Origin of the sequence: Streptomyces sp. 4N124 (assembly GCF_052245395.1) — a bacterium.
Taxonomy (GTDB): Bacteria; Actinomycetota; Actinomycetes; order Streptomycetales; family Streptomycetaceae; genus Streptomyces.
In genome coordinates, this window is the sequence record NZ_JBQQBS010000043.1 from 68,997 (window position 1) to 85,794 (window position 16,798).

At 68.9% G+C, this 16,798-nt stretch carries 14 protein-coding genes and 1 pseudogene; 5 read left to right on the forward strand and 10 right to left on the reverse strand.

The features are described from left to right. Window positions 1-3: 3 nt before the first annotated feature. The 5 genes and pseudogenes from ACTWQO_RS33740 to ACTWQO_RS33760 form a co-directional block, all read right to left on the reverse strand. The gene (locus tag ACTWQO_RS33740; RefSeq protein ID WP_443241171.1) at window positions 4-369 is read right to left on the reverse strand and encodes a response regulator; all 366 of its coding nucleotides are present in this window, start codon (window positions 367-369) and stop codon (window positions 4-6) included. A 292-nt stretch (window positions 370-661) separates the two neighbouring features. Then, entirely contained in the window at window positions 662-1,060 is a 399-nt protein-coding gene (locus tag ACTWQO_RS33745; protein WP_443241172.1) for a hypothetical protein, read from the reverse strand. Between the two features lie 337 nt (window positions 1,061-1,397). Continuing rightward, entirely contained in the window at window positions 1,398-4,403 is a 3,006-nt protein-coding gene (locus ACTWQO_RS33750) for a S8 family peptidase (protein WP_443241173.1), read from the reverse strand. Window positions 4,404-4,729: 326 nt separating this feature from the next. Next, window positions 4,730-5,551: pseudogene (locus ACTWQO_RS33755) on the reverse strand (alpha/beta hydrolase); the annotation flags it as partial. Between the two features lie 406 nt (window positions 5,552-5,957). Further along, entirely contained in the window at window positions 5,958-6,389 is a 432-nt protein-coding gene (locus tag ACTWQO_RS33760) for a hypothetical protein (RefSeq protein ID WP_443241174.1), read from the reverse strand. Between the two features lie 248 nt (window positions 6,390-6,637). Here ACTWQO_RS33760 and ACTWQO_RS33765 point away from each other — a divergent pair, with 248 nt between their 5' ends. Next, window positions 6,638-6,853 carry a hypothetical protein gene (locus tag ACTWQO_RS33765; protein WP_443241175.1) on the forward strand — a complete coding sequence of 72 codons (216 nt, stop codon included), beginning with the start codon at window positions 6,638-6,640 and terminating at the stop codon, window positions 6,851-6,853. 48 nt (window positions 6,854-6,901) lie between these two features. Here ACTWQO_RS33765 and ACTWQO_RS33770 read toward each other — a convergent pair whose 3' ends face one another. Beyond that, the gene (locus tag ACTWQO_RS33770; RefSeq protein ID WP_443241176.1) at window positions 6,902-7,327 is read right to left on the reverse strand and encodes a cupin domain-containing protein; all 426 of its coding nucleotides are present in this window, start codon (window positions 7,325-7,327) and stop codon (window positions 6,902-6,904) included. 236 nt (window positions 7,328-7,563) lie between these two features. Here ACTWQO_RS33770 and ACTWQO_RS33775 point away from each other — a divergent pair, with 236 nt between their 5' ends. Together ACTWQO_RS33775 and ACTWQO_RS33780 are read left to right on the forward strand one after the other, a co-directional pair. Further along, on the forward strand, window positions 7,564-9,528 hold the full coding sequence (locus ACTWQO_RS33775; RefSeq protein ID WP_443241177.1) for a multicopper oxidase family protein: 1,965 nt from the start codon (window positions 7,564-7,566) through the stop codon (window positions 9,526-9,528). Between the two features lie 95 nt (window positions 9,529-9,623). Next, a complete protein-coding gene (locus ACTWQO_RS33780) occupies window positions 9,624-11,516 on the forward strand; it encodes a BTAD domain-containing putative transcriptional regulator (RefSeq protein WP_443241178.1) in 1,893 nt (630 codons plus the stop codon). A 9-nt stretch (window positions 11,517-11,525) separates the two neighbouring features. Here the strand turns inward: ACTWQO_RS33780 and ACTWQO_RS33785 are convergent, their stop codons facing one another. The 3 genes from ACTWQO_RS33785 to poxB form a co-directional block, all read right to left on the reverse strand. Continuing rightward, entirely contained in the window at window positions 11,526-13,418 is a 1,893-nt protein-coding gene (locus tag ACTWQO_RS33785) for an MFS transporter (protein ID WP_443241179.1), read from the reverse strand. A 13-nt stretch (window positions 13,419-13,431) separates the two neighbouring features. Further along, window positions 13,432-13,932: a MarR family winged helix-turn-helix transcriptional regulator gene (locus ACTWQO_RS33790; RefSeq protein WP_443241180.1), complete on the reverse strand. Its 501-nt coding sequence runs from the start codon at window positions 13,930-13,932 to the stop codon at window positions 13,432-13,434. A 117-nt stretch (window positions 13,933-14,049) separates the two neighbouring features. Then, a complete protein-coding gene (gene poxB / locus ACTWQO_RS33795) occupies window positions 14,050-15,783 on the reverse strand; it encodes a ubiquinone-dependent pyruvate dehydrogenase (RefSeq protein ID WP_443241181.1) in 1,734 nt (577 codons plus the stop codon). A 219-nt stretch (window positions 15,784-16,002) separates the two neighbouring features. On the opposite strand from poxB, the gene ACTWQO_RS33800 reads away from it, so the two are divergent. Beyond that, complete coding sequence (locus tag ACTWQO_RS33800; RefSeq protein WP_443241182.1) at window positions 16,003-16,152, forward strand: hypothetical protein; 150 nt, start codon at window positions 16,003-16,005, stop codon at window positions 16,150-16,152. Here the strand turns inward: ACTWQO_RS33800 and ACTWQO_RS33805 are convergent. After that, window positions 16,136-16,315, reverse strand: a complete 180-nt coding sequence (locus ACTWQO_RS33805; RefSeq protein ID WP_443241183.1) for a hypothetical protein — start codon at window positions 16,313-16,315, stop codon at window positions 16,136-16,138. The two genes, ACTWQO_RS33800 and ACTWQO_RS33805, sit on opposite strands and share 17 nt — an antisense overlap. Before the next feature lie 91 nt (window positions 16,316-16,406). Here ACTWQO_RS33805 and ACTWQO_RS33810 point away from each other — a divergent pair. Further along, window positions 16,407-16,798 (forward strand): DUF6924 domain-containing protein (locus ACTWQO_RS33810; RefSeq protein WP_443241184.1); only part of this gene is annotated, 392 nt, incomplete at its 3' end.

Genomic DNA, 16,798 nt, shown 5'->3' on the forward strand with positions numbered 1-16,798 from the left:
CCGTCAGGAGGCGGAAGGTGCGAACAGGCCCTGCAGGTCGGCGTCGAACAGCTTGTCCTTGGCGACAAAGGACGTGATTCCCGCTCTCTCCAACTCCTCCGGCGACCAGAACGACTTGTCGGTAGAGGTCAGCACGATCCGCGGCGGGTTGTCCTCCGCGGCCAGCCGACGCGCTACGGTCAGTCCGTCCAGATCGGGCAGGTGCAGATCGAGCAGGAGCCCGTCGGGGCGATGTGCCCGCACGGCGGCCAGGGCCGAGGCGCCGTCCTGGGACTCCGCCACGACACGCAGGCCCCGTGCCGTCAGCAGCGTCGTGGCGATGCGACGGAACCCAGGGTCGTCGTCTACGACGACGATGTTGATGCACATGGTCTCAGCATGCCGAACGCTCTCAAGGCCGGACCATAGGGGGAGCCCTACGGTTTGTGTATCACTCATACAGAGGAACCCCGCACGCACCCTCGGGCACTACCTCGGCCACCGTTCCCTGTAGGGCAAGCCCTACACGCATAACGACGTAGAGGTGGGGCCGCACTCCATTGCGGCGGATGTCCGCGGGGAGAAACATATGACACGACCTTCGGGAACAGCCGCGGTTCGTTGGGGACACGCATGTCTGCACGACGGAGCACTCAAAGTCCGCCGTGCACACCCAGGTGAATTACTCCGCGTATCGGGCGCTCTCATCTACGAGCCGCGACCCAGAACGTCCGGCCCCTTTCCAGATCGACCCCCCGGACTGCAACTCGACTTGATAGATGCCGTAGATCGACTCCACGGCGAATACCGCCACGAGAAGAGCTTTTCGACCTGACCAGGTGGGAAATAGTGGTGAGTGACGGTCTCCTTGAACCGCACGGTCGCCGGAAGGCGCACCACGCCAGAGCAGGACCGCGTCCTCGGCTTCGTCAATGACGCTCCACGTGTCCAGGCGATCGTTGAACCCTGCCGTGGGGAAGTCGAAGACGAAGAGGCCGCCCGGGGCCAGTGTGCGGGCCACCCCCTGGAACGCTGCGGCAAGTTCATGTACGTGCGCTAGATGCGTGAGCGGCTCGCTCATTGTCACGCATCTCCTCGGGCAGATCCACTTCTGTCACCTGGAAACCGCGTGGTCGCCGTTCGAGGCCGGACTTCCCGGTCCCGCATCCCGGGTCCAGGAGATTTTCTCCCGGAGTACCGTGCTGCCCGAAGGGGGATTTCCGTATACAGAGTGACCCACTTGTCATACCGCTTTGCGCGTGACGACGTGGTAGTGCTCGGAGACCATCGTAGAAATTTTTTGACGGCCTAATCAGTGCTTTTCGACATTCACCGTCTTCGTAGCGGTCCGCGCCGTAAGGGCACACATATGGCCTGGGCTCCGGCGGGCCGTCGAGCGGCCCGCCGGAGTCGTCCGGTCAGCCGCCGATGCTGACGAGCGTTCCGGTGCCGTCCGGGTATCGGACGTACGCGGTGGCCGGGGCGGTCGTGTTCACGCCGGACCACTTGCCGGTGACGGTGAACGGCACGCCCGGTTCGGTGGCAGGGTCGGTCGGAGACACGGTGAAGGTACCGGTCGTGGGAGTGTCCATCCTCAGTAGATTCGACTGGAGGGTGAACTTCGTGGCCGAGGTTCCCTCCAGGTAGTCGAAGGCGAAGACGGACGCTAGGTACTTGCCGGGTGGCAGGGACGACACGCTGACCCGCGCCTGGTGCGCGTACGTGCTCAGCTCACCCATCATCTGCCCCGGCCGCCCGTCCGTCGGCGCCGTCCAGATCAGCAGGGCCACCTTCGCTTCGGGGTCGTCCGTCGTGGCGAAGAACTCGCCCGCCCCGCCGCCCTCGGGCACCGTGAAGGCGAAGTCCTGCTCGCCGTCGGTCGCGGCGGAGACCTCACCCTGCACCGGCCGACCCACGACGGGGGCGTGGCCGGTGAGCGTCACCTTCTCGGTTCCCGGGGTCAGGGAGTAGGACACGCCGCCCTCGCTCCCGGCGCCGACGACCCGGTCGGGGGCCAGCAGCGTGTACGGGGTCACCGCGATCGGGCTGCGCACGGTGAGCTCTCCGCTGCCGGTCCAGGTCAGGTGCCCCGTGACCGGCTTGCCGGAGGCCGCGGTCGTGCGCGTCAGCTTGATGCTGACCTTGGCGGTCTGGCCGGCGCGGGTGAAGCGCAGGGTGGAGGGGGTGACCTCGGCGCGGAAGCCGGGCAGCTTGACCGAGGCGCGGTACAGGCCCGGACGAGCCGCGGTCAGCGTACGGGTGACGGTGCGGGAACCCAGCAGCTTGCCGACGGAGATGGACGGGTAGTTGAGGTTGCTGGGATCGATGGGGTCGGTACCGGTCCCGGTGTGGATACCCAGGCCTTCCTCGTATCCGAGCCAGTCGGTGTTCGACGAGTCGTACACCAGGCCCGGGTTGAGCATGGCGGTGGGATCGACCTCACCGGATCCCTGCTCGTACGGGTGGGTGTTCGCTCCGCCGGACGCGGTCTTGGTGTCCACGGCGCTCGTCATCATGGCGGACTTCACCGCCATCGGGGACCACGTGGGGTGGACGCCGAAGTAGAGCGCGGCGAGACCGGATATCTGGGGGGCGGCCATCGACGTACCCGACATGAAGTCGAAGTCGTGGCCGAGGTTGCTGGGCGGTGCGACGGCGGCGAGCACACCGACGCCGGGAGCGGCGATGTCCGGCTTGATCAGCGCGCCCTGGTTCACGGTCGAGGGGCCGCGGGAGGAGAAGGGCGCGATCTGCGGATACGGCGTCCCCGAGGAACCGCCCGGCTGGAGCGTCACTGTGGCGCCCGGCGTGGCCGCGTAGTCGCGGACCGTCGTGGCTCCCGGGACGTTCAGGTGCACGGTGGGCACGGTGTGGATGTCCGCGTCGGTGTCCAGGTCGGATGTGTTGACCAGGACCATGCCGACCCCGCCCGCCCGTGTCACCTCGGCGGACTTGCTCACCCGGGCGGTGATGCCGCGGTCGCACACCACGACTTTCCCGGCCGTCTTCGCCGGGTCGAGGGAGCCGTCCCGGCACAGCCGTGCCGCCTCGTCCGCGGCCTCGGCATTCTTCACGTCACCGGCCCGGGCCAGCGGCTTCGGCCCGAGCGCCGCGCCCACCGTGGTGCTGCCGCCGACGAATGTGCGGCCGTCGCCGAGCTTCACCGTGGCCTCGGGGAGCGCCAGCGTGCTGGCCGCGACCGTGGTGGTCCAGGGCGCCGTGTTGTCCAAAGTCCCGGCATCGGGGCCCTGGTTGCCCGCGGCCGTGGAGACGAAGACCCCGGCCTGGGCCGCGGCTCGGAAGGCCTGCTGGATGGGCGAGTCGAGCCGCGACTCCACCATGCCGCCCGCCGAGAAGTTGATGACGTCCACACCATCGGCCACCGCCTGGTCGATCGCCGCGACGATGTCGGAGTCGGTGCCGCCGGAGTCCTTTTCGTCCTTGCCCGTCCAAAGCGCCTTGTACGCCGATACGACCGCGCCCGGCGCCACTCCGGAGATCTTCCCGAAGTCATGCCCGTCCACGGTCACATGGACGTTCGCGTTGCCCGCGGCGGTGGACGCCGTGTGCGTGCCGTGCCCTCCGCCGTCCCGCGGGGACACGAAGTCGCCCCGTCGCTCAGGCGGCACTTGGGACAGCCAGCCGTCGCCGAAGTACCGTGCGCCGACGAGCTTGGTGTTGCAGGCGGCTTCGGTGAACTCCTCACCGGTCTGGCAGTGGCCGCTGAAGAGGCCTCCGTCGGCCTTCTTCATCTTGATCTCGTCGCCCTTGAGGAACGGGCGGTAGGGGTCCCTGGCCGTGGGCGGCGCGGTGCCGAGGGCGGGCGCGGCGAACGACGCGCTCTGGGGCCAGATGCCGGTGTCGATGACGCCGACCACCACGCCCTTGCCGGACTTCGCGGTGCCTCCGAGCTTCGACCACAGGCCGTGCGGTCCCGACAGGCCCAGGAAGTCGGTCGACCTGGAGTCGTCCGTCACCTTGTTCCACCCGTCCGGGCTGACCTTGAGCACACCCGGCTGCCGGCTCAGACGCGCGGCCTGTACGGCGGTCAGATTCGCCGTGAAGCCGTTGGTCACCACCGTGTAGCGGTCGCGGATCCTGGCGCCGGCCGAGGCGGCGACCTTGCTCTGCCGGTCCTCGAGGTATGCCTGGTAGCGGCGCGCGTCACCACTGTTCGCGTCAGTCTTTCCGCCCCGCGACGGCGCCGTCGCGGCGATGCCGGCCACGCCGCCCCGGTAGAGGGCGACCGGAGCGTCCGCCAGGGTGACGATGTAACGGCCGGCGGGGAGCTGGCCGGACACGGGGGTGGGGGTCACGGGACTGCCGGTGGCCTGCGCCAGTGTGCCGGAACAGACGGTGGCGAGGGAGACGGCGAGAGCCGCCGCCCCCGAGGCGAGTGTCTTTCTTCGGAGCGTGGAACTCACACGTTCCTCCTGAGGGAGTGGGCCGGAGGGTGTCTCCAGCACCTGCGAAGTGGTGCAACGCGTGCGGGGGCACAGAGCGCGACGACAACCAAGCAACGGAGGCGGAGGGGACGATGTCGTCGCGGCGAGGAAAGTGAACGCTGTTCGGCGGATAGGTGTCCAGACAGTCCGATGGCGGGTTTGGACACATGACCAACCGCGCCATGGACGTCATGCGCCGACACGACGGAGCTTCGCCGGCGCTCTTAGGACCCCAGCTGGGATACATGTGAGTGGTGCTACTTGGTGGCCCCGCACATCGCCGGGGAGGGTGTTCCCGTGGTCGTTCAGACGAGCCCGGCGATAACCTCGGCCAGCCGGTCGGGCATCGACAGGAACGGTGAGTGTGCGGACTCCAGCGTGACCACATGGGTCCTGTTTTGTGGGCAGGCGTTGTCGGCCTGGGTGATGAACAGGCGCTGGAGTGCCATGGGGATGGTGTTGTCCTGGGTGCACAGCACGTAGGTCCGCGCGATCGAGCCCCAGCGCTGCGCGGTGAGAGTGATGGGCTGCGTGGCCATGGCGGTCGGTGCCTCGCACCCGAGGAGGGCGATGGCCGCGTCCGCGATGCCCTGGTCGACACCGCCGTAGAACGCGCTGCGGATGGTGGGCCGGAGGTCGTCGTCCCGGGTGTCGATACGCACCGCGCCGACCGCGGCGGGGTCGGCGGCGAGCAGGCCCAGCACCTGCTGCCCTTCGGCCTCCGGCAGTGCCAGATAGGTGATGCAGGGGGTGTCGGAGGCGGGCATGTACGCGGTGACGTAGATCAGATGCGCGAAGAGCTCGGGGTGGCGTTCGGCGGCCAGGGTCAGCGCGGCGCCGCCCATGCTGTGGGCGACCGCGGTGACGGGTTCGCCACGGCCCATCCGCCGAGCCTGCTCGACGAGCAGGGTGGCCGCCGTGTCGAGGTCGACGTCCGTGACCGGGGACTTCTCGGACGCGAAGTCCGAGGGGGCATGAGGACGTCTGGTGCTCGCGGTCGGCCGTCTGGCCTGCAGACCGTGACCTGGCATGTCGACGGCCACTGACGCCACACCTCGCGCGGCGAGATCGAGCGACACCTCGCTCCAGCACCAGGCGCCGTGGAAGAAGCCGTGCACCAGCAGAACAGGACCCTTGAGCTCAGCCGTGGTCGCCCCTCGAGGGGTGTGATCCTAACTACTTGTCACCGGCCTTCACCAGGGGCTCCTGCGCGGCGAACCGCGAAGAGGCGCTCGGCCGACGGGGGCTCGACGGAGTGGATGCGGTCCTGCCCCCAGACGGCAGGGTGCGGAGACAGGACCGCCGGAGGAGCATGTCGGCAATCCGAACTCGGGGGCACGTCCAGCCTGCCGACACGGCACCGCCACACTCCTTCTCGAGAAGGGATGTGACGTGCCCTCACCTGTCACCCGAGCGTGTCCGAGTGCAGGTGCCTCCAACCTGGAAACGGTCCGACACCCCGTCCGGGTTCACACGCACCACCACATTCGCCTCCGTGGGCCTGCGAGGCCGGCTGGGGCTCGGCGACGGGTTTCAGCCGTGCGTACTCTCTGCGCCGGGACCGGTGTCCGGGGCGACCTCGGCATACAGACCGCAGATGCTGACCGCGGCTCCGTGCTCAAGGCGGCGGAAGACCCAGTCGATCGGGTGGCATTCCCGGGCATCGGGGAGTTCCACGGCCAGCGGGACGGTGTGCTGAGAGTCCGGCGTGTAGCGCCAGACCGCGCCGGCGCGACGCGTCAGTATCTCGCCGACGTAACAGCCGAAGCCGACGAGAGAGTCGGCCATCTCCTGACCGGTGGCACCCTCGGTCCGGAACCCGTCGACTATGTCCTCCACCAGGCCGATGCTCCCGGGGCTGTAGTCCAGCTCGGCATCACTGATGTCGGCCGCGACCTCGACGATGGCAGCTGCATGGAGAGGCGCGCTGTCGGGCTCCAGCGGGTAGTTCAGATGCAGCTGCATGTTTGTCCTCGGACCGTTGCTGTCGATGCCGTCGAGGCTAGCCGGAGAACATCCGCCAAGCATGTGCCTGAGCATAAGCATTTGGTCACCCGTGGGCTGCCTCCGGGCACCAGACACCATACGGCTGCGGTGCGCACATGCTTCGCGCCCTTCGACCAGGAGGCCTTTCTCTCGCCGACGGATGCGGTATCGGCAGTCGGTCGACGGCCATGGAGCTGTTCTGGAGGCAGGGGTGCAGCGCCACGCCGATGCCGGCCGACGTTGCGGAGCCTGAGCGCGGCTGCCTGCTGTTCAACGCGACGACACAGCGCGCTTCCCAGGGCAGCACGGTCGACCAGGTGAGGTCGACCATGGCCGCCGTGGAGTCCGTGCTGACCGGCGCGTTGGAAGGCGCTCGGGTGCGGGGCGACCTGAGCGCCGCGCACAGCCCGGTCGAACGGGCCCGCTTAAAGGTCCCGGACTGAGGCACCGCGCCGGTCGGGCCCGGCACACCGTCGGAGTAAGAAGGGTCCCTAGTAGGTGGTCACCAGGGGCTTCGTCTCGTCGACCACGTACGTGGAGAGCATCATCGTGGTCACCGTGCCGACGTTGCGGGCGTTGTGGATGACACCGTTCGGGATGAAGAACGGATCGCCCGTGCACAGCCGGAGAGGCGGCCTGTCGTCGAACTCCATCAAGACGTCGCCGCGGATGATGTATCCGACCTCGACGCCGGGATGACTGTGACGGCCCGACTCCTTGTGCCGGGGAATCTGCACAAGTGTCTGCACGGCCTCCCAGCCCTTGGCGGGCGAAGGATGCTCCTGGAGCAGGGTGCGTGTGACGCCTGCGGTCGGATCGGAGTCCGCGGCCACGACGGTCGACGACAGAGCGGCCGCGCCGAGAGCGCCGGCCGCCGCGGCACCACTGGTACGGAGAAGGGAGCGGCGATCGATCATCACATGTCCTTTCGATCGGTAGGCATCAAAGCCGACCAGTCAGGCAGAAGGTTCTTCCGGCACAAAACAATCATGTGTCTCAGCAGACACACAAGGGCGTAAGTCGGCCAACTTGATACGTGTTCACACATGTGCGAAGCACGTCTGCACATCGTATATCTGCGCCTCCTAGGCTGCGTCGACACGTGGGTATCCCACCTGCTTGCCACACACCCCTTTGCAACAGAGGAAAGTACGTGAAGCACAGAAGTCGACGGACGTTTCTAAGCCTGGCCGGCGCTGCAACGGCGGGTGTCGCGCTCTACGCGACGACGAACCTGCTCGACGACGAAGAGGCGACAGCGGCGTCCGGACCCCTGGACGGGGTGTCACAGCCGTCCGCGACGAAGCTGACTCCATTCAAGGACGCACTGCGCATCCCGCCCACGCTGCGGCCCAAGAGGGACGGCACAACGGAGATCCCGCTGGTGGAGAGGGAGCTCCGGCTGCACTCCCAGATGCCTCCCACGCCCCTGTGGACCTATGACGGCCACTTCCCCGGCCCCACCATCGAGGTCGAGCGGGGCCGGCGCACCCGCATCGCCTGGGCCAACCGACTGCGCGGCACGCACCCGGTCAAGGCGGTCTGGGCCCTGCCGGCCGGTGCGGCACCCGGGCTGGAGCCGCTCAACGGCCCAGGCTCCCAGGGGGCGATCGGCAGGCCCGAGGTCGACGACCTCGTCGCCTACACCTCCGTACACTTGCATGGCGGGCACCAGCACGCGACCAGCGACGGCGCTCCGGACGCGGGTGTCACGTACGGGGGCTCGCAGCTGTCGGAATATCCGAACGACCTGGCCGCGGCACACCTCTTCTACCACGACCACGCCATGCCGGTCACCGCACTGAACGTGATGTCAGGGCTGATGGGGCACTACATCGTCCGGGACGAGGCCGAGGAGCGGCTGGACCTTCCGCGCGGCGCCTACGAGATCCCGCTGGCCCTGGCCGATGTCAACTTCGACACGGACTCCGCGGGGCGGCTCGACGGCCGCATCCTCGCCAAGAGGGTTTCGCTGGGGCGGCCGGTGCCGGGTGAACTGCCCACCGCCGTCGGCTTCTTCGGGCCGTACACCATGGTCAACGGCGTAGTGTGGCCGTATCTGTCGGTTCAGGCGCGCGCCTACCGCTTCCGCATCGTCAACTCCGCGCTGAGCAGGGCCTACCGGCTGGTCGTGATCGACGAGGAGACCGGCAAGGCGGTGCCGAACGCCATGAAGCTGATCGGCACCGACCTGGGCCTGCTCGGCAAGCCCCAGGTGATCGAGGAGGCGCTGACCCTCAATCCCGGCGAGCGCGCGGACGTCGTCGTCGACTTCGCGGCCTTCGCCGGCAAACGGCTGAAACTGGTCAACACGGTGCCGGGCGTGCCCGCCGGAGTGCCCGTGCCGCCGGCGAACATACCGTTCCCCGACGTCATGCAGTTCCGCGTGGCACGGCACGCCAAGTCGCCGTACAAGGCACCCGCCACGCTGTCGCACGACTTCAAGCGGCTGACGACCGCGGACACCCCCAAGGGGGCCGTGGAGCGCTTCGTGGTGGTCGCGTTCGACAAGTCCCGGACCATGCCGCAGATGTGGGAGATGCAGGAGGCCGACGGCTCCACCAAGCAGGGGGACGGCGTCGTCCAGGTCAAGCTCGCCGGCGGCACGAAGACCCTGCGCCGAGTGGGAACGGCCTTCGAGGACACCACCACCTTCTTCGGCTCCTCCGGCGCCTGGGAGAAGTGGACGTTCCTCAGCCTCGCGCCGGCCGGCGGCCCGCCGATCGTCCATCCCATGCACATCCACTTGATGAACTTCCAGGTCGTGGACCGGCGTTCGGTCGACGCCGCCAGCATGGACTTCGCCCTGGGCGGCACGACCAAGCCGCTCGAACTGGGCGCCGCGCTGCCCGTCGCGCCGGAGGAGAGCGGCTGGAAGGACACCTTCGCCCTCGCCACGAACACGGCCGTCACGGTGCTGGGGCGGTACGGCGCGCTCAGCGGCCGGTTCATGTACCACTGCCACATCCTCGACCACGAGGACGAGGGCATGATGCGGCCGCTGGTGATCATGCCGCCGTCCGTGCTCACCATGCACCACATGATGCAGTCCATGACCATGGGCGGCATGGACATGAGTGCTACGCAAACACATCACGCTACGCACACACGTCACTGAGCCGGGTGTGAACGCTTCTGTTCTACCTCTCGTTTGAACCTATGCCGACAGGCCGCAGTGGACTGTCGGCAGCGGTGACACGAGGGGAACACTCAATGGGAGACGACGGCCTGAGGTTCTTCGTGCTGGGGCGTGTGAGCGCCCGGTACGACGGCGTGGAGGTAGACCTCGGGTCGCCTCAGCAGCGTGCCACGCTGGCGGTGCTGCTCCTCGGCGACGGCAGACGGGCCTCGGTGGACAGCCTGGTCGACGCGCTGTGGGGTCCGGTCGCACCGCCCACGGCACCGGCCGTGATCCGCACCTACGTGTCGCGGCTGCGCGCCGCCCTGGGCGCGTCCGGCCCTTCGGTCATCGAGACGACCGGCCGCGGTTACGCCCTGTCGGCCGTCCGTCTCGACCTGGACGAGTTCCGCGCCGGTGTGTCCCGCGCCAGGAACCTGGCGGCACAGGGAGATCTGCCGCGGGCGGTGGCGGTGCTGCGTCAGGGGCTCGCGCTGTGGTCCGGCGAGCCCCTGGAGGGCGTCGACGTGCCGTTCGCCGACCGGCACCGGACCATCCTGGAGGAACTGCGGCTGGCGGCCCTGGAGGAGTGCCTGGCGCTGGAGGTGTCCTCCGGCGCGCATCGTGAGGCCGCGGTGGAGTTGTCCGTCCTGATGGACCGCAATCCGCTGCGGGAGCGGCTGCGCGAGCTGTTCATGCTGGCGCTGTACCGGTCCGGGCGGCGGACCGAGGCGCTGGAGGCGTACGACGCCGGGCGGCGGCTGCTCGCCGACGAACTGGGCATCGACCCCGGTCCCGGTCTGCGCGAGGTTCACCGGCGCGTTCTGGCGGACGATCGCAGGCTGCTGCCGACGCCGGAATCCGGCGCCGACGGGCGGCCCGGACAGGTGGCGGGCTCCTGGACGAGCCCCTCCCAACTTCCGCCCATGCTTCCGTTCTTCACCGGACGCGCGGAGGAACTGGCGCGGCTGGACGCCCTGTTGGAGGACAGCGCGGTGGAGCCGAACACCACGGCCCTCATCGCGATCGACGGCATGTCCGGGGTGGGCAAGACGACGCTGGCGCTCCGGTGGGCGCACCGGGTGGCGAACCGCTTCCCCGACGGGCGGCTCCATCTGGACCTGCGGGGCTTCGGGGGCGACGGGCCCGCGATGAGCCCCGCCGAGGCCCTGCACGCGCTTCTGGTGGCACTTGGCGTGCCCGGGGACGGTGTACCGGAGGGACTCGCCGCACGGACGGGCCTGTACCGCAGTCTGCTGACCGGCAGACGGGTCCTCGTGGTGCTGGACAACGTGCCCGCCGCCCAGGACGTCGGCCCCCTCCTGCCCGGCGACGGGGGCAGCTGCGTGGTCGTCACCAGCAGGACCTGTCTCGCCGGACTCGTCGCCAGCCACGGCGCCCGTCTGCTGTCGCTGGGGCTGCCGAGCCGGGCCGACGCCCGCGCGCTCTTCGTCGGCCGGGTCGGGCCCGAGCGTGCCGGACGGGAGCCAGAAGCCGTCGACGCCATCGTGGCGGGATGCGGACGGCTGCCCCAGGCCCTGGTCGCCGTTGCGGCGCACCTGGTGTCCCGCGCTTCCTTCCCGCTCGCGCGGATGGCCGCCGAACTGCCCACCGGACCGAGCGGGGCGAGCGAGCTGGGCCACCGGTACGACGGCGCGCTGCGGGACTCGTTCTCGTGGTCCTTCGACCGGTTGAGTACACCGGCACGGCACCTGCTCGCGCTGCTCGCCCGCCGCGGGGACGCGGAGTTCTCCCGGTCCACCGCGGCGGCCCTGAGCGGTGAGGCGGAGGAGACGGCAGGGCTACTGCTTGCCGAACTGGCGGAGGCGCAGCTGCTGACGGAGTATCGGCCTGGGCACCACCGGCTGCACGCCCTGGTTCGGGTGTACGCCGTCGAGCACGGCCGCGGCTCCGGACGTCCGAGGCGGGACCGGTCTGCTGCGTTCCCCCGGACCGTAGGTGGCGTCGGGTCCGTCGCGTCGCGTTGACCGGACCGGTCAGGCGGTGGGAACCGTCAGCACGACGTCGTGGACGACCGGCTCCTCCCCCACAACGATCGCGGACGTCTGCAACTGGTAGCCGTCCGCGGAAGTGATCAGGACGTACGGCCCGGTGGCCGGGACGTCCAGCGTGTAGGAGCCGTCGGGCCGGACGGCCGACCGGCTCAGCACGCGGCCCTCCACGGAGGTCAGCGTAACCGCGCCCCACGGGACGGGCGCGCTCTCGACACCACGGACGCGGCCACGGATGCCGCCTTGCGCCCCGGTGACGGCTTCGGCATTCTGCACCGTCCGGGCCGCCTGCGCCGCCTGGACCAGGCCGCTGGAGGCGCGCAGCGGGACCTCCTTGATGAACAGCGTCACCAGGAAGGCGATCAGGGCGACCGGGGCGACGTACAGGAAGATGTCGCCGATGCCGTGGCCGTAGGCGCTCTCGAGCCAGGTGCGCACCGGGGCGGGCAGCAGTGTGAGGTCGGGCAGTTCGCCGCCGCCGGAGGCCTTGGCGGCCGTCGCCCGGTCCTGCGGGCCCAGCTGGGCGATGGTCTCGCGGGCGTAGTGGCCGATCCGGGTGGTGAGGACCGAGCCGAGCACCGAGACGCCCACCGCGCCGCCGAGGGACCGGAAGAAGGTCACCGTGGAGGAGGCGGCGCCCAGGTCGTCCGGGGACACCTGGTTCTGCGTGGCCAGCACGAGGTTCTGCAGCGTCATGCCGACGCCGAGGCCCATCAGCACCATGCAGAGCGCGATGAACAGGTACGGCGTGTCGTGGCGAAGCATGCCCAGCAGAGCCAGGCCCGCTGTCAGCAGGAGACCGCCCGCCAGCAGCCAGCTCTTCCACCTGCCGGTGCGGGTGATGATCCGGCCGGAGACCGTGGAGGAGACGAACAGGCCCGCGATGAACGGGATCGTCATGACGCCCGACATGGTCGGGGAGTCGCCGCGCGCCAGTTGGAAGTACTGGCTGAAGAAGACGGTGCCCGCGAACAGAGCGATACCAGAGAACAGTGAGGCGAGGGAGGCGAGAGTGATGGTGCGGTTGCGGAACAGCCGCAGCGGGATGATCGGTTCGCTCGCCTTCGTCTCGACGAACAGGAAGATCGCCGTCAGCACGATCGACGCGCCGACCAGCGTGTACGTCTGCCAGGACAGCCAGTCGTACTTGTTGTCGGCGAAGGTGACCCAGATCAGCAGGGCGCAGACGGCCGCGGTGACGAAGAAGGCGCCGGCCCAGTCGACCTTGACCTGGCGCTTGAGCACCGGCAGGTTCAGCGTCCGCTGGAGTACGACCAGCGCGACGAGCGCGAACGGGATGCCGACGAACAGACACCAGCGCCAGCCGAGCCAGCTGGTGTCGGTGATGACGCCGCCGAGCAGCGGGCCGCCGACGGTGGCGACGGCGAAGGTGGCGCCCAGATAGCCGGAGTAGCGCCCGCGCTCGCGCGGGGAGATCATCGCGGCCAGCACGACCTGCGCCAGCGCGGACAGGCCGCCGCCGCCCAGGCCCTGGATGACACGGGCGCTGATCAGCGTCGTGGGGTTCTGTGCCAGACCAGCCACCAGGGAACCAACGGCGTAGATGATCAAGGCTGACTGGACCAGGATCTTCTTGCTGAACTGGTCCGCGAGCTTGCCCCACAGAGGGGTGGAGGCGGTGACCGCCAGCAGCGACGCGGTGACGACCCAGGTATAGGCGCTCTGACCGCCGCCGAGGTCACCGATGATCTTCGGCAGCGCGTTGGTGACGACCGTCGAGGACAGGATGGCGGCGAAGAGGCCGAGCAGCAGTCCGGACAGGGCGCGCATGATCTGCGCGTGTGTCATCGGCGCGTGTGCGGCTTCTTCTCCGTGGTGGGCGTGTGCCCGCACACCTGCTCTTGGGGTGGTTGTCATGGGGCTTCTTTCCTTACGTGGTGACAGCGGGTGTACGGCAGGAGTGGGCATCCTCGGGCGGCTCGGCGTGCGAGTCCTGTGCGGTCCATGGGTCGTCGAAGCTCGCCCGGAGCCGGGACAGGAGCCACGTCAGCCGGCTGACGTCCTCGTCGCTCCAGTCGCCCAGCCGCCGGGCAAGCAACCGGGCGGTACGTTCCGACAGTTCGGCGAGCCTGGTCCGGCCCTCGGGGGTCAGACGCAGGATGCGCGAGCGTCGGTCCACGGGATCCGGGCTGCGGTCGATCCAGCCCCGCGCGGCCAGGTGCGCGACGTGTCGGCTGGTGACCGACATGTCGACGGCAAGCAGCTCCGCGAGCCTGCCGATGCGCATGTCGCCGTCGCGGGCGAGCAGTGCCAGCACCATGGCGGATCCGCTGGAGGAGCCGTTCGGAAGAGCCCGGTCCAGTTGTCGTCGCACGGAGCCGATGGCGCTCAGCTGGCGCATCAGTTCCTCGTACTGAGCGTTCTCGGCCACATGTACCTCCCATGTCATTGCTCAGGGCAACCATGCGATGTGCTCGGTTGCCTTGGGTAAGTGTTTCAGGTGCGTGTTGCATCCGCGCGCTGAGATATGTGTTCCGGCCTCGGCCGGTCAACGCAGGATCCGGCGGGCGACATTGGTGGTCACCAGGTCGAGCAGTTCCTCGCCCCGGCCGGACAGGATGGTGCGGATCGCGTAGAGAGTGAAGCCCTTGGCCTGCTCCCCGGTGATCGCGGGAGGCACGGACAACTCCTGACGTGCCGTCATGACCTCGACCAGCGCCGGGCCCTCGTGGACGAAGGCACCCTTCAGCGCGTCCGCCAGGTCGCCGGGGCGCTCGACCCGACGCGCCCACAGCCCGATCGCGGCGGCGACCTCCGCGAGCTGCGGATTGTCCAGCTCGGTCGCGTAGTTGACGATGCCGGACGCCTTCATCTCCAGCTCGACGAAGTTCAGCGAACCGTTGTTGAACACGACGATCTTGGCGGGCAGGCCGTTCTGCCGGAGGGTGAACAGCTCTCCGAGCAGCATGGTGAGCCCGCCGTCGCCGGACAACGAGACCACCTGACGGCCCGGGTACGCCGCCTGCGCCCCCACGGCGAGCGGCAGGGCGCAGGCCATGGAGCCGTGGTTGAACGAACCGAGCAGCCGCCGCTGCCCGTTGAAGGCCAGATAGCGGGCCGCCCACACCACCGGGGAGCCCACGTCGACGGTGAAGACCGCGTCCCGGTCCGCGATCCGGTCGATGGTGCGCGCCACGAACTGCGGGTGGATCGGAGTGCGTTCGCGGTCGTTGACGGCAAGCGCGTCCAGCGACCTGCGGGTGCGGGCGTAGTGGGCGAGGGCCTCATCGAGGTGCTTGCGCTCCCTCTTGACGGTCAGCAGCGGCAGCAGCGCGGGCAGGGTGTCCCGCACACTGCCGACCAGGGGCAGGTCGACATGGGTGCGCCGGCCGATCTGCTCACCACGGATGTCGAGCTGGATCACCTTCGCGCCGCGCGGATAGAACTGCCGGTAGGGGAAATCGGTGCCCAGCATGAGCAGGGTGTCGGCCTCCTCGATCGCCTTGTAGCCGGAGGCGAAGCCGAGCAGCCCGGTGAGCCCGACGTCGTACGGGTTGTCGTACTCCACGTACTCCTTGCCACGCAGGGCGTGCACGACCGGGGCCTTGAGGATCTCGGCGAGCCGGACCAGGTCGTCGTGGGCACCGGCCGCACCGGCGCCCGCCAGAATCGTCACCCGCTGTCCGTCGTTCAGCAGCGAAGCGGCCTCGCTCAGGGCGCCGTCATCCGGGCGGACGACGCTCCGGGCCGGGCGTACGACCGTGGGGGCCAGGTCCCGGCCGGTCTTGGCGAGGAAGATCTCGCCAGGTACGACCACGACCGCCACTCCCCTGCGTTCGACGGCCGCCCGCATGGCCATCTCCAGGATGCGCGGCCCGGACTCCGGGCTGGTGACGACCTCCGCGAAGACGCTGCACTCGGCGAACAGCTCCTGCGGGCGGGTCTCCTGGAAGTAGCCGGAGCCGATCTCGCTACCGGGGATCTGGGCGGCGATGGCGAGGACCGGCACGCGACTGCGATGGGCGTCGAAGAGGCCATTGATCAGGTGCAGGTTGCCCGGACCGCAGCTGCCGACGCAGACGTTGAGCTCTCCGGTAAGCCCGGCCTCGGCCGCCGCCGCGAAGGCGGCGCTCTCCTCGTGGCGCACATGCACCCAGTCGACGGCGTCGTCGCGGCGTATGGCGTCCGTCAGACCGTTGAGGGAGTCACCTGGCAGGCCGTACAGACGGTGCACGCCGGACGCCTTGAGCGAGGCGATGACGTGGTCGGCGAATGTGGGCATACGGGTTGCCTTTCGTCCGTCGGGAGCGTGTCCCTTCAGCCTCCGGGACCGACATTGCGCACACATCCGTCGAATGACTGCGTCATCGGCGCCGGGGTGCCTTCGGCTACTCGGTCGGACGACTGCCGGGATCCGGCCCCCGGGGACGTCCTGTGGGGCGCCGTGGGCAACGGACGCAACAAAGTGGACCTGTTGGGCGACCTGAAGAGGTTCGACAGCATGCGTCCGCGCTCCGCCGAGCCGTCCGGGCGCTGCTGGTCCGACGACGCGGCTGTCTGTCAGACGGTCGAACCGTCGGACGACTTCACGGCGACCGCCCTGCTCAACCTCTCCCTCACCTCGGACTCGGTGGTCACAGAAGTGCGCTGAGGAAGGTGATGGCCGCCAGCTGGCGGGTCTTGCGGGCGTACTCCTCCGCGTGACGGTCCGGCTCCCGCCGGTCGTTGCAGTTGACCCGGCGGAGCAGTTCCTCGAGGGCCTCCTGCTCCTTGCCCAGACGGCCCGGGAAGAGGGGATATTCGTAGGTGTTCATGTCTGACAGCCTGCGCCGCTTATTCGTCACCTGTCAAGGGGGTGACGTTCTTGATAGGTGTGAACCGCAAGGCTGGCTAACATGCCCAAATATGAAAAGTCTTCCGCACGCCCAGGAGACCTTGCTGGTCCGCACCGACTTCTCCGACGAGGCGGCCTGGCAGCGTCTGCGTACCGTCGTCACCACTCCTGACGAGGAGGACGGGTTTCTCGCGTCACTCCACATCGTGGACGACTCCGCCTACCGCAACCTCACCGCCGAACAGGTCGTCGCGCTCGCGCCGGCTGAGGAAGAGCTACTGATCGTGGCGGACCAGCAGGCGCTCACGGTGACGGAGATGCCGCTGCTGGCCCTCTGTATGAGCGGCGACGACGGGGACGGCGAGGGGCCGGGATTCGGCGAACTCCGGGTTGCCGCACAGCAGTTGTGGTCGATCGAGAACAACATCTCGCTCGCCAACATGGACTGGGAGGAGTTCGTGGA

Bases quoted from the DNA above. Each gene is read 5' to 3' on its own strand.
- ACTWQO_RS33740 (WP_443241171.1), bottom strand. From the start codon at position 369: ATGTGCATCAACATCGTCGTCGTAGACGACGACCCTGGGTTCCGTCGC.
- ACTWQO_RS33745 (WP_443241172.1), bottom strand. From the start codon at position 1,060: ATGAGCGAGCCGCTCACGCATCTAGCGCACGTACATGAACTTGCCGCA.
- ACTWQO_RS33760 (WP_443241174.1), bottom strand. From the start codon at position 6,389: ATGCAGCTGCATCTGAACTACCCGCTGGAGCCCGACAGCGCGCCTCTC.
- ACTWQO_RS33765 (WP_443241175.1), top strand. From the start codon at position 6,638: ATGCCGGCCGACGTTGCGGAGCCTGAGCGCGGCTGCCTGCTGTTCAAC.
- ACTWQO_RS33770 (WP_443241176.1), bottom strand. From the start codon at position 7,327: ATGATCGATCGCCGCTCCCTTCTCCGTACCAGTGGTGCCGCGGCGGCC.
- ACTWQO_RS33780 (WP_443241178.1), top strand. From the start codon at position 9,624: ATGGGAGACGACGGCCTGAGGTTCTTCGTGCTGGGGCGTGTGAGCGCC.
- ACTWQO_RS33785 (WP_443241179.1), bottom strand. From the start codon at position 13,418: ATGACAACCACCCCAAGAGCAGGTGTGCGGGCACACGCCCACCACGGA.
- poxB (WP_443241181.1), bottom strand. From the start codon at position 15,783: ATGCCCACATTCGCCGACCACGTCATCGCCTCGCTCAAGGCGTCCGGC.
- ACTWQO_RS33800 (WP_443241182.1), top strand. From the start codon at position 16,003: ATGCGTCCGCGCTCCGCCGAGCCGTCCGGGCGCTGCTGGTCCGACGAC.
- ACTWQO_RS33805 (WP_443241183.1), bottom strand. From the start codon at position 16,315: ATGAACACCTACGAATATCCCCTCTTCCCGGGCCGTCTGGGCAAGGAG.